The organism is Sorangium sp. So ce1335 (genome assembly GCF_051521615.1).
In the GTDB taxonomy this organism is placed as follows: Bacteria; Myxococcota_A; Polyangia; order Polyangiales; family Polyangiaceae; genus Sorangium.
This window is the reverse complement of record NZ_CP150363.1, coordinates 7465835-7478383: the sequence shown is the minus strand read 5'-3', so window position 1 is coordinate 7478383 and position 12549 is coordinate 7465835. Positions and strand designations below refer to the sequence as shown.

The following is a 12549-nucleotide window of genomic DNA, read 5'->3' as shown; positions in this document are numbered from 1 at the left end:
GAGGCGCGACGAGAGGCGCGACGAGAGGACGGCCGGGGGGCCCCGACCGTCCGGCGCCAGGGCCCGTGGATCCGCGGCGCTCACGGCTTCGGCGGCGGAGGCGCCAGCGGCAGCGGCGCCGCCGGCGAAGGCGCTGCCGCTGGCGAGCCTGCCGGCGGCGGAGGCGCGGCTCCCGCGGGCGAAGGCGCGGCTCCCGCGGGCGGAGGCGCCGCGGCCGGCGGCGCCGTCTCCTCCGCGCCCGGCGCCTGCGGCCTCTTCACGGAGTGGAGGATGACGAACTCGACGCGCCGGTTCTTCTGGCGCCCGAGGGCGCTCTTGTTGTCCTCGATCGGCCTGTCCGGGCCGTAGCCCCTCGCGACGAGCTGGTTCGCGTCGACGCCCTTGCTCGTGAGGTAGGCGACGACGGCCTCGGCGCGCTTCTGCGACAGCGCGCGGTTCATGTCCGCCGGCCCGGCGTTGTCGGTGTGACCCGCCACCTCCACCTTGAAGATCTCCGGGTGGAGCTTCAGCGCCGAGACGACGGCGTCGAGCACGGCGAAGCTCTGCGCGCCGTGGATCCTGTCGCTGTTCAGCGCGAACTCGACCCGCTGGAGGATCTTGATGCTCTCGTCGCCGACCTGCACGAGGCTCGCGCCGCGGTCAGGGCAGCCGTCCAGGTCCTCGACGCCGTTCAGGTTCTCCGGCTGCTTCGGGCACCTGTCCTTCTCATCCGGGATCCCGTCCGCGTCGGCGTCGGGCACCTCGTCGGGGCAGCCGTCCTCGTCCTTGAACCCGTTCTTCACCTCGGGCGCGTCGACGCACTCGTCCTGCTGGTCGAGGATACCGTCGCGGTCGTTGTCCACGTCGGCGCAGCCGTCCTCGTCCTCGTACCCGTCGGTGTCCTCGTCCGAGTCCGGGCACCTGTCCACCGGATCCGGCACGCCGTCCTCGTCCGTGTCGGGGCACCCGTAGTGCTCCGGCGTGAGCACGCGCCCCGCCTGATCCGGGCACTTGTCCTTCGCGTCGGCGACGCGGTCCTTGTCGCGGTCCGGCAGCTCGTCGGGGCAGCCGTCCTTGTCGTCGAGCCCGTTGATGACCTCCGCCTTGACCGGGCAGCGGTCGCTCGGGTCCGGCACGCCGTCCGCGTCCGCGTCGTCCTCGGGGCAGCCGTCCTCGTCGGCGATGCCGTCCCTGTCCTCGGGCTGCGCGGGGCACCGGTCCGCCGCGTCGCGCACGCCGTCCCCGTCCTCGTCCCCGGGCTCGTGGACGAAGAGGATCCCCGCGATGGCGCGCGCGGCGGGCACCCCGATGCCCTGGACGACGCCGGCGCCGCCGCCGACGGTGAACACGAGGCCGAGGTCGCGCGGCGCGATCTGGAGCGCGCCGTCGACCTCGAGCGAGTTGGTCCCGCCCTGCGCGCTGAAGCCGGTCGCGCCGAACCCCTCGGCGAGCACGCGGAGCGCCGGGGTGATCTCGTAGCCGAGCCCCGCGCCGTACCGGAGCTCGACAGGCCCGACCTCGGTCCCCCCGATGCGCGCCGTCTCCGGCAGCAGCTTGCCGCGCAGGTTGAGCCCGAACGACAGCGGCCCCGCGCTGCCGTCCACGATGAGGCGCAGCCCCGCGGTCACCGGCGACGAGCTGCCGAGGTAGCTCCCCTCGCTGGTCGCGTGCCCGAGCGGGAAGCTCACGTCCGCCGCGGCGCCGAGCACCAGCGGATCCCGCGGCCCGCCGAAGAACCGCACCTTCGCCTCGAGGGTCGGGTCGCCCGCGCCGAACGCCTTCAGCGCTTCAGCGGTGGGCGCGGCCGGCGCGCCCGTCGCGGCGTCGATCCCCTGGCCGCTCACGTAGGCGACCGGGAAGCGCAGGCCGGCCTGGAGCCACGGGGTCGGCGTGATCGAGGCGAGGAGGTTCCAGGTCAGCATGTCCGAGATGACCGGCACCTCGCGCCTGTTCAGCGCGTCGGGGGCGGAGCAGTCGGTCGCGGAGACGCAGCTCTCGACGACGAACGGCTCGCGCGCGTAGTCGAACAGGAGCCCCGCCGTGACGCCGAGCGACGCCTCCATCCGGGCGCCCTCCACGCTCAGGTAGTTCTTCGAGCCCGGCGCCGGCTCGAACCGCTGCGCCGACAGCTCGCCCTCGAGGACCGCCTCCTGCGCGCGCGCCACGTCGGCGACGAGCCCCACCCCAGCGCCAGCGATCGACAGCAGACACAGCGCTCGAAGCCTTCTCATCTATCCCCTTTCAGGCATCTTCCCGGTGACCGTCCTGCACGCGCCGCGCGCTGCAGGGCCGACGTGCGCTGGGTACAGAGGCGCTCCGCGCGGACGGTGAGGCGAGTACGGCGGCGGGGGTGCGCGGCGGCACCCACCGCAACGGGGTCGAATCTTCCCGGATCGCGCGCAGATTTCCAAGGGGGCCACATCGCGCCGCGGCCTCGCGCGGGCGTGGTGCCCGGCCGCGGCCTCGCGCGGGCGCGGTGCCCGGCGTCGCTGCGCACACCCGTGCGCGTCGGGCCTCGCACACCCATGCGCGTCGGGCCTCGCACACCCGTGCGCGTCGGGCCTCGCGCCCTCGTGTGCGTCGGGCCTCGCGCGCATCAGGGCGCCGGCTCGGGCGCTGCCCGGGCAACCCGGGTGCATCGCCGGGCCCGGGTTCCAGGGGTCGGGGCCGAGCGGCGCCTTGACCACACAGGCCGGGCATGAGACATCGGCCCCCGGCCTCCGGGCCACCGAGAGCTCGGACCTTCAACCTCTTCCTGCGCGCGGGGCAGACAACGCGCGAACGAACCAAGCAGATGCCCATCTCGTTGCGGTCTCCGGGAACGTCGTGCAGCCCTGGCACCCCTCGCCGTCGCCTCCGGTCGGGCCTCGCGCTCGCGATCGCGCTGGGCGCGTCCTCCGCGTCAGCCCAGCCGGCCGCTCCGGCACAGCCCGCCCCGGCGCAGCCGGGCGCGGCGCAGCGCCCCGCGGCGCAGCCCGGCGCAGCGCAGCCCGCCCCGGCGCAGCCGGGCGCGGCGCAGCGCCCCGCGGCGCAGCCCGGCGCGGCGCAGCCTGCCCCGGCGCAGCCCGCCCCGGCGCAGCCCGGCGCGGCGCAGCCTGCCCCGGCGCAGCCCGGCGCGGCGCCGGTCGGCGACGGCGTGGAGGCCCTCGAGCCCCCCGCGACGGCGGCCGAGCCGCTCATGCCGCCCGCCGGGGCGGCGGCTCCCTCGGCCCCGCAGCCGGCCAGGCCGGCTGCTTCGGAGGGGCCGGCGGCGGCCGGGACGACCGAGCCCGAGGAGCGACGGGCGACGCAGGGGGAGATCGGCGCCCGGCCCAGCGAGGTCTACGCCGAGGACTGGTGGTCTCACGCCCGGCCGACGTTCGAGCTCCACGGCTACTACCGGCTCCGGTGGGAGCTCTTCAACAGCTTCGCCCTCGGCCGCGTCGACGCGCGCAACGAGGCGCTCTGGCCGCAGCCGGCCGACAACTCCTACGACGCGACCCACCAGGTCGCCCTCTGCGACCCGAGCAAGGGGACGACCGGCGGCGTGCGCTCGTACGGCCGGTGCGAGAACGACACCCAGGCCGGCGCGAACATGCGGTTCCGGCTCAACCCCGAGCTGCACATCAGCGACAACCTGCGCATCCTCTCGCAGGTCGACCTCCTCGACAACGTGGTGCTCGGCTCGACGCCGGAGGGCTACGCGAACCGGCCGGGCGCGGACGGCTACGAGGTCGTCCGCCGGGGCGGCTACTCGCCGCTCGGGGCATTCTCCAGCACCCAGTGGGCGCCGAGCGCAGGAATCAACGCGCCGAAGGACTCCATCTCCGTCAAGCGGGTCTGGGGTGAGTACATGACCCCGATCGGCCTCCTGCGCTTCGGCCGCATGCCGAACCACTGGGGCCTCGGCATGGTGGCGAACAGCGGTGACGGGTACGACTCCGACTACCAGTCGACCGTCGACCGGCTGATGTTCGTCACCGGCATCAAGAAATACGACCTCTACTTCGCCGGCGCGTGGGACTGGACCAACGAGGGCGCGACGAGCGCCTCTCTCCAGGAGCTCGAGGGCCAGCCCTACGACCTCGCCCAGGCCGATGACGTCGATCAGTACGTGTTCGTCGCCGTCCGCCGCAAGAACCCGGAGCTCCAGAAGCTCGAGCTCGCCCGCGGCAACATGGTCGTGAACGGCGGCGTCTACTTCGCTTACCGGCAGCAGACGCTGGCGAACGACAACGCCGGGGCGAACGACGGCGCCGTGGGCGACGCCTTGCCGGGCGCCTCGCTCGGCCAGACCGCCGACGAGGTCGCGAGGGGGTACGTGCACCGGGGCGCGGAGATGATCATCCCCGACGTGTGGCTCCAGCTCCTCTACAAGAAGTTCCGCTTCGAGCTGGAGGCCGCGATGATCTACGGCTCCCTCGACACGCGCGGGAGCTTCGACAGCGACTATGTCAACGCCCTCTCGCCGGACGACAACGGCTGGGGCATCCGGCAGTTCGGCATCGCGACGCAGGCGGAGCTCATCGAGATGGAGGGCCGCCTGCGGCTGCACTTCGGCTTCGGCTACGCCACCGGCGACGACGACGTGCCCGCCCTGAAGCCCCGGGGCAGCGCGATCGGCGCCATGGACCCCCAGAACTCGACGGATCGCACCTACTCGACCTTCCGCTTCCACCCCGACTACCGCGTCGACCAGATCCTGTTCAGGAACATCCTGTCTCGGGTCCAGGGGGCCTATTACTTCCGCCCTGGCGTGGACTGGGACTTCGCTCGTGACAAGAACGGTCAGCGGGCCGGCCTGGGCGCCTCGCTCATCTGGAGCCGCGCCTCCGAGTTCGTGCAAGCGCCCGGAAACGCCCGGGATCTCGGCATCGAGCTGAACGGTCAGCTCTACTTCCAGTCGAAGGACGGGACGCTCAACGACGATCCGGACAAGATGGGCGGCTTCTACACGGCGGTGCAGTACGGCGTGCTGTTTCCGCTCGGCGGGCTCGGCCAGCTCCCGGGGCAGCAGGCGCTCCACGAGGTCGACCTGGAGACCGCCCAGACGGTGCGCTGGTATCTCGGTATCCTCTTCTGATACGACAGGCCGACCCGGGCTCATCCGTAGCAGTGTGTCTGGAAATGAGCGCTCGGGGCGGCAGCGTGGCGGCGTGTTGACCACGTCTGCCGTGCTCGTCATGAGTCCTGCATGAGCCATTCGGGGCCACACAGGCCTTGATCTCGCGACCGTCCTGGCCAAGGATAAGGCCGTCTGGACGCCGGGCGCGTCACGAGATCTGAGTGGTTTACCGAGGGAGAACGGACGGCGAGAGCCGCCGATCCCCGGAGGGACGTGATGGTTCGTCGTCTCTTCATTGCGATGGTGCTGGCGACCTCGATGATCCTCGGGGGGACCTCCCCGTCGATCGCCGAGGACGGCGACACGTCGGCTTTTCGCGACATCGCGGTCGGCAAGGACTACAGGCTCCGGGTGGCGGCGGCGCTGGCGCTCGCCAGGTCGAAGAGCCCGGGCGCGCGGCCGGCCCTCGAGAAGGCGCTGCGGGACGCGCACCCGGCGGTGCGCGCCTCGGCCGCGACGGCGCTCGGGGCGATGGGCAACCCCGCGGCCGTCCCGGCGCTCAAGGCGGCGCTCGCCACCGAGCCTGCGCCCGGGCTGAAGCGCCAGATCCAGGCCGCCATCGAGAAGCTGTCGAGGTCGTCCTCGAAGGCGCGTTTCGTCGTCAGCCTGGGCAAGTTCGAGAACCGCTCCGGCGTGAAGGACGCGGCGATCGGGTCGCTGCTCCGGCAGCACACGCGCAATCGCGTCGCGCAGTTCGCCGACATCGAGATCGTCGCCGACGGCACGGACGTGGCGGCGGTGGGCAAGAGCCGCAAGCTGCCGGCCTTCACGCTGGACGGCTCGGTCACGCAGCTCAGCAAGCGCCAGGGGACGGACGGGATCGGCTACGCGGCCAAGGTCGAGTTCGTGATCCGCGAGATGCCCAGCCAGACGCTGAAGGGCTCGATGATCGGCTCGGCCCAGGCGGTCGCCGAGGCCCAGCGCGCCAGGGGCCGGCGCGAGCTCGCCCAGCTCCAGAACGACGCCGTCGCCGGCGCGATCGAGAGCGCGCTCCAGAGGGCGCCCCTCGCCCTGGAGGCCGCCTCCGGCACGAGCGCCGTCTCCTCCGGCCGCTGACCCGCGCCCCCGCCGCGGCGCGCCGGGACGCGGCCGCCCCCGGGCGGGGCGGCCGGTCCGGCAGGCGGCCCAGCCGCGCCGGCCCGCGGCGGCGCAGCCGGCCCGCGGCGGCGCAGCCGGTCCGCGGCGGCGCAGCCGGCCCGCGGCGGCACCGGCCGGCCGCGCTGGCCCGCTGCGGCGCCCTCGAGCGGGGGGAAGCCGCTCCGCGGTCGTGCTAGACCGCGCGTCCTCCTATGCCCATCGCAACGCCTGCCAGCTCCGATCTGATCCGACGCACGTTCCTCGAGTTCTTCGCCCAGCGCGGGCACGAGATCGTTCCGAGCGCGCCGCTCGTGCCCCAGAACGATCCGACGCTGATGTTCGTGAACGCGGGCATGGTGCCGTTCAAGGACGTCTTCACAGGCAAGGACAAGCGCCCCTACCAGCGCGCCACCTCGAGCCAGAAGTGCATCCGGATCAGCGGCAAGCACAACGACCTCGAGAACGTCGGCGTCACCGCGCGCCATCAGACGTTCTTCGAGATGCTCGGCAACTTCAGCTTTGGCGACTACTTCAAGGAAGACGCGATCGCCTTCGCCTGGGAGCTCCTGACGAAGGTCTATGACATCTCGCCGTCCCGGCTCGTCGTCACGATCTACAACGGCGAGGGGGGCTTCCCGGCCGACGACGAGGCCGCGGCGATCTGGCGCAAGGTCACCGGGTTCGGCGACGACCGCATCCTGCGGCTCGGCCTCGCGGACAACTTCTGGACGATGGGCGACGTCGGCCCGTGCGGCCCCTGCTCGGAGATCCACTTCTTCCACGGCAGCGAGCCCGACGTGGCGCGCTTCGGCGAGGAGCCGCGCATCGACGGCAGCGGCTGGACCGAGATCTGGAACAACGTGTTCATGCAGTACGAGCGCGTCGAGAAGGACGGCCCGCTCGTGCCGCTGCCGGCGCCGAGCATCGACACGGGCATGGGCCTGGAGCGCATCGCGAGCGTGCTCCAGGGCGTGACGTCGAACTACGACACCGATCTGCTCCGGGGGCTCGTCGAAAAGGCCGCGGAGATCAGCGGCAAGCCGTACACGGCGGGCAGCGCCGACGACGACGTGTCGATGCGGGTCATCGCGGATCACGCCAGGACGGCGGCGTTCCTGATCGCCGAGGGGGTGATGCCCGAGCGGCAGCGGCGCGAGTACGTGCTCCGCCGGGTCATGCGCCGCGCGATCCGCCACGGGCACCGGCTCGGGATCGACAGGCCGTTCCTGCACGAGGTCGCGCTCGAGGTGGTCCGCCGGATGGGCGAGACGTACCCGGAGCTCCGCGACCGACGGGAGCTCATCGCCCGCGTCACCGAGGACGAGGAGGTCCGCTTCCGCTCCACGCTGAAGCGCGGGATGAAGATCCTCGACGAGCGCTTCGCCGAGATGCGCTCGTCGGGCGAGAGGACCCTCCCGGCCGCCGCGGCCGCGGATCTTTACACGACCTACGGCTTCCCGCTCGATCTCACGCAGGTCATCTGCGCCGAGTCGAACTTCGACGTCGACGTCCCGGGGGCCGAGGCGATCATCCACGGCGGCGACGAGGCCGACGGCCCGATCGACCCGACCGCCGCCGTGGACATCGCGCACCGCTCGGCCCGCGCGGCGCTCGCGCACCCGGTGGTGTTCACCGGGTACGAGCACGAGGAGGGCGACAGCGAGATCGTCGCGATTCTCCGCGTCGAGGCCGCCGACGTGGAGCGCGAGGGCGACAAGGCGCGCAAGGTCCGCGCGCTCGTCGAGCACGCCGAGGCGGGGCAGGCGGTGGAGATCGTCGTCCGCGAGACGCCGTTCTACGCCGAGTCGGGCGGGCAGGTCGGCGACGTCGGCGAGGTGACGGCCGACGGGGCGCGCGTCGAGGTGAAGGACACGCTGAAGCCGCTCGCCGGCCTGGTCGTGCACGAGGGCGTCGTCCGCGAGGGGAAGATCGCGGTGGGGCAGCGCGTGCACCTCGCGGTGGACCACGCGGCGCGGTCGGCGACGCGCCGCAACCACTCGGCGACGCACGTGCTGCACTGGGCGCTGCGCAAGGTGCTCGGCGAGCACGCGCAGCAGAAGGGCTCGCGCGTCGGGCCGGACATGCTCCGCTTCGACTTCACGCACAACCGGCCGCTCACCCGCGAGGAGATCTCGCGGATCGAGGACATGGTGAACGAGAAGGTCCTCACCAACGCGAAGGTGACGACCGAGATCCTGCCGATGGACGAGGCGCGGCGGCGGGGCGCGATGGCGATCTTCGAGGAGAAGTACGGCGACACGGTCCGGATGCTCACGATGACGCCCGAGGTCGTGGAGCTCTGTGGCGGCACGCACGCGCGCGCGCTCGGGGACATCGGGCTGTTCAAGATCACGAGCGAGGGCGGCGTGGCCGCGGGCGTGCGCCGGATCTTCGCCTCCACGGGGCTGAACGCGCTCGCGTACGCGCGGAGCGTGGAGGCCGAGCTCGCGCGGGCGCGGCAGGTCGCCAAGGCGCAGGGCGGCGATCTCGCCGAGAAGATCGGGAAGATCGTCGCGCACGAGCGGGAGCTCGAGAAGAAGGTGGCGGAGCTGGAGCGGCGGATCCTGGAGGGCGCGGGCCCCGCGCAGGGCGGCGGCGGCGGCGGCATCGACGCGATGCTGGAGGGGGCGCGGGAGATCGGCGGCGTCAAGGTGCTCGCGCGGCGGGTGCCGGACGGCACGAACCCGGGCGCGCTGCGCGACCTGGCGGAGAAGCTGCGCGACAAGCTGGGCGATCGCGCGGCGGTGCTGCTCGGCGCGGCCGTCGGCGACAAGGCGCAGCTCGCGGTGATGGTGTCCAAGTCGGCCACCGAGCGGCTCAAGGCCGGGGAGCTCATCAAGCCGATCGCCCGCATCGTGGGCGGCTCGGGCGGCGGCCGCCCCGACATGGCGCAGGCCGGCGGGACCGACGTCGCGCAGCTCGACGCGGCGATCGCCGCGACCTACGCCGAGGTCGAGCGGACGCTCGCCTCGTAACGCCCCGCGACCTCCCAGGGCAAGGAGCGCCAGGACGCGCCAGGACTCAAGTTGTTTCCTCTTCTGCGTCCTGACGTTCCTGGTGGCCTGGAGGCTCCTCTCTCGTCATCCCTCCACGCGCACCGCACACAACGGAAGCCCCCGCGCCCAGCGCGCCCGCGCGCCGGGGGCATGAGCGCCGATGGTCGCGCGCACGATCGGTGGAAGGAACACGGACTCCAGGTCTGCGCGAGCGGGCGCGCCCGCGCGCCGTGGCCTTCAGGCGTCACGCCACTTGGTGCGGGCGAGCGGGAGCAGGCGCTGGCCCTTTCCGCCCTTCGCGCGGCGTACCGGCAGCCGCACGGGCTCGCCCGGGGCGGCCGGGCGCGCCCGCGCGCCGGGGGCATGAGCGCCGATGGTCGCGCGCACGATCGGTGGAAGGAACACGGACTCCAGGTCCACGCGCGCGAGCGCGCCTGCGACGGTGGCGATGCGGTCCGGCAGCGACGCGTTGGCGTCGACGAGGATGAGCCGCTTGCCGAGCACCTTGCAGAGCCCGCCGCGCGGGTTTCGCGCGTCCGACAGGTGCGGGTCGAACGCCTCCATCCTGACGTCGATGCCGACCTTGCTGGCCGCCAGGGTGAGCTCATCGAGCAACCGCGAAAGCTCCACCCACGCAGCGTAACCCTCTTATCCGGGCGATGGCAAAGCGCAAAAGCGATGTTGGGCGTCGCGCCGGCTGCCGGCGCGGTGTCCACGCCCGCCGGCCAGGTCGCCGCGCGCCCCGGCGGGCGCGACGCCGGCCGCCCGGGGCGCCTCTACCCGGGAGCGCTCTCCCGCGCTCTGCCCGGCAGCGCTCTCCCGCTGTCTCCTGCGCTCGCGCGCGCCTCTCCCCCGCTCGGCGCGTCCGGAGCCAGCGCGACGCGCGCTGGCGGGCGCACCACGTCCCAATCGCGTTCTCCATCATCACATGATCTCCACGCGCCGGCACGACAACACGGACATGCGCGCGGCGAGGTCGGCCAGGAGAGGACAGCTCAACCGATCTCCCGTCTTCGGTGGTTCCCATGCTCCGGACTGGCCGACAGCCGCTCTCGGTCCACATCGATGCTTGTGGCGCTCGCGCGAGGCGGCCGCGCGCCCGCGCCGCGCGCTCCCTGCGGCGCCCGGCCGCTCCAGGCTTGGCGCCGGCCGCGCCCCGGTTCCATGCTCCTCAGGCCGGTCAGCGGCTTGTCCTGAGCCAGATCGCGCTGCCCGTTGACCTCCGCTCCCGAGCATGCTACGAGCACGCCGTTCCGCGCGTCGTGGCCGAGTGGGAGCGAATGTGCGTTTCCCGGCTGCGGTGGGGTATCCCGCGCGCTTCGTCAGCCAGTTTGGACGGGGCGGCCGCGATGGGGACGACGAGGGCGCCCGCCGGGCGGCGCGCCCGAAGGGCGAACAAAATGACGTTCACGGATGCAGCCGCCGAGGTGCTTCGCCTCGTTGGCAGACCGCTTCATTATAAAGAGATTACCGATATCGCGATCGAGAAGAACCTCCTTAGCCACGTTGGAAAGAGCCCAGAGGTCACGATGGGCGCCCGCCTGGCGGCGACCCTGAAGAAGGACACGGCGGACAACCCCCTGGTGCGGGTCAAGCCGGGCGTCTTCGCGCTGCGGGAGTGGGACGAGAAGACGATCAAGTCGGGGCTCGACGGCAAGAAGGCAAAGCGCGGCGGAAAGCCCGAGGCGGTCAAGGCGCGCAAGGACGAGGAGCAGCCGACCCTCTTCGAGACGGCCGCGGACGACGAGGCGGCGGACGAGAGCGACGCGGGCGCCGTGGCGGCCGAGACCGAGACGGAGGCCGAGGCGGCCGAGACCGAGACCGAGGCCGCTGGCGACGAGGCGCAGGCCGCGCCCGAGAGCGACGATCAGGACGAGCTCGCGGCCGGCGCGACCGGCGCGGCCGGGATGAACGGCGTGGAGATCGCGGCAGCGCGCGAGCACGTGCCGCCGCCGGCGCCGTCCTCCCCCCGCGCAGCGAGCGCCTACGTCGACGAGGACGAGGGAGAGCTCGACGACGCGGAGCCGCCGGGCCCGGACGAGGCGATGCGGGCCGAGGCCGTCGCGGGCGCGGCGGAGCTCTTCGACGAGGAGGACGACGACGATCAGCCGATCCTCGGCGGCGACGACCGCGCGACCCCCGGCTCGTCGGGCGAGCAGGGCGAGGGGCGCCGCCGGCGCCGCCGCCGCCGCCGCGGCCGCGGGACCGCCGAGGCCAACGTGAGCTCCTCCGGGGGGCTGCCCTCCTACGTGGCGACGCCGGTGTTCGAGGCGCGGCGCGAGAACGGCCGCGGCGAGCCGCCGCGCTCCGAGCGAACGGAGCGCACGGAGCGCACCGAGCGCTTCGAGCGCATCGATCGCCCGGAGCGCGTCGAGCGCACCGAGCGCGCCGACAGCTTCGGCGCCGAGCCCGTGTACCGCGGCCCGCAGGTGATCGAGCTCACGGGCGGTGAGGGGCACGCGCTCGACGATCTGGCCGGCCGCGACCTCGCCGACGCCATCGCGGGCATCCTCTCGACGTTCGACCGGAACGCGGGCGCTGTCTCGCTCCGGCAGATCGCGGAGACGGCGCAGCGCCGCGGCCGCCTGGCCGGCGACGTGCAGCTCGTGCAGTCCCAGGTCGCGGCCGCCGTGCGCGCCGACAACGCGCGCCGCACGGCCGCGGGGCAGCGGCCCCGCTTCCGCTTCGCCGGCGGCCGGATCGCGCTGACGGACTGGCTGCTGTCGGGCGACCTCTCGCGGCTCGAGCAGGAGGCGCTCGCGGCTGTGGAGCGCTACCGCGACGCCGCGCGCCGCGCCTTCGTGCGCAAGCTCTCGGAGCTTCCGGGCCACGCGTTCGTCGAGATCTGCGTCCTCGCCCTCGAGCGCATCGGGCTGGGCCAGCTCCGCGCCGTGCGCCGCGCCGGGGCGCCGGGCGGCGAGAGCCACTTCTCCGGGGCGCTCCGCACGGCGGGCGACGAGATCAAGCTGGCGCTCGTCATCCGGCGGGACGGCCGCGAGGTCGGCCGCGAGCGGGTCACCGAGCTCCGCGGCTCGCTCCACCACTACGGCCCCGCCACCGCCGGATGGATCCTGACCTCCGGTCAGATGCTCTCCGGCGCTCGGGAAGAGGCCGCGATCCCGGGGACCGCGCCCATCTCGCTCTTCGACGGCCTCGCCGTGGCGCGCCTGTGCGAGGACAACGACGTCGCTGTCCTCCGCGCCCGCCTCCCGATCGCGATCCCCGACGTCGATCTGCTCGAGGCGCTCCGGGCGTCCTGATCCCGGTCGCCCGCGTCCGGCCGGGGCTCGCTCCGGCCGGACGCGCCGCGGCCCTTCTGTTCCCTCCCTCGCCAGCGCCTCTCCCACGCTTCCGCGGTTGACGGGCTCGGCGATCCTTGTCAGCGTCCGCGCC

6 protein-coding genes are annotated in these 12549 nt (G+C 73.4%); 4 read left to right on the top strand and 2 right to left on the bottom strand.

What is annotated here, in order from left to right; genetic code table 11:
* Positions 1 to 80 precede the first annotated feature (80 nt).
* Positions 81 to 2210: an OmpA family protein gene (locus WMF24_RS27555; RefSeq protein WP_437730375.1), complete on the bottom strand. Its 2130-nt coding sequence runs from the start codon at positions 2208 to 2210 to the stop codon at positions 81 to 83.
* A 563-nt stretch (positions 2211 to 2773) separates the two neighbouring features.
* Between WMF24_RS27555 and WMF24_RS27550 the strand changes: the two genes are divergently transcribed.
* From WMF24_RS27550 to alaS, 3 genes are all read left to right on the top strand, one after another.
* The gene (locus WMF24_RS27550; RefSeq protein ID WP_437730374.1) at positions 2774 to 5041 is read left to right on the top strand and encodes a TIGR04551 family protein; all 2268 of its coding nucleotides are present in this window, start codon (positions 2774 to 2776) and stop codon (positions 5039 to 5041) included.
* Positions 5042 to 5299: 258 nt separating this feature from the next.
* The gene (locus tag WMF24_RS27545) at positions 5300 to 6139 is read left to right on the top strand and encodes a HEAT repeat domain-containing protein (RefSeq protein ID WP_437730373.1); all 840 of its coding nucleotides are present in this window, start codon (positions 5300 to 5302) and stop codon (positions 6137 to 6139) included.
* A gap of 233 nt (positions 6140 to 6372) precedes the next feature.
* On the top strand, positions 6373 to 9135 hold the full coding sequence (gene alaS, locus WMF24_RS27540; RefSeq protein WP_437730372.1) for an alanine--tRNA ligase: 2763 nt from the start codon (positions 6373 to 6375) through the stop codon (positions 9133 to 9135).
* Between the two features lie 258 nt (positions 9136 to 9393).
* On the opposite strand, the gene WMF24_RS27535 is transcribed toward alaS, so the two are convergent.
* Positions 9394 to 9786, bottom strand: coding sequence for a hypothetical protein (locus WMF24_RS27535; RefSeq protein ID WP_437730371.1), 393 nt, complete (start codon positions 9784 to 9786; stop codon positions 9394 to 9396).
* Between the two features lie 395 nt (positions 9787 to 10181).
* Between WMF24_RS27535 and WMF24_RS27530 the strand changes: the two genes are divergently transcribed.
* Positions 10182 to 12416, top strand: coding sequence for an HTH domain-containing protein (locus tag WMF24_RS27530; protein WP_437730370.1), 2235 nt, complete (start codon positions 10182 to 10184; stop codon positions 12414 to 12416).
* The last annotated feature ends 133 nt before the right edge of the window (positions 12417 to 12549 follow it).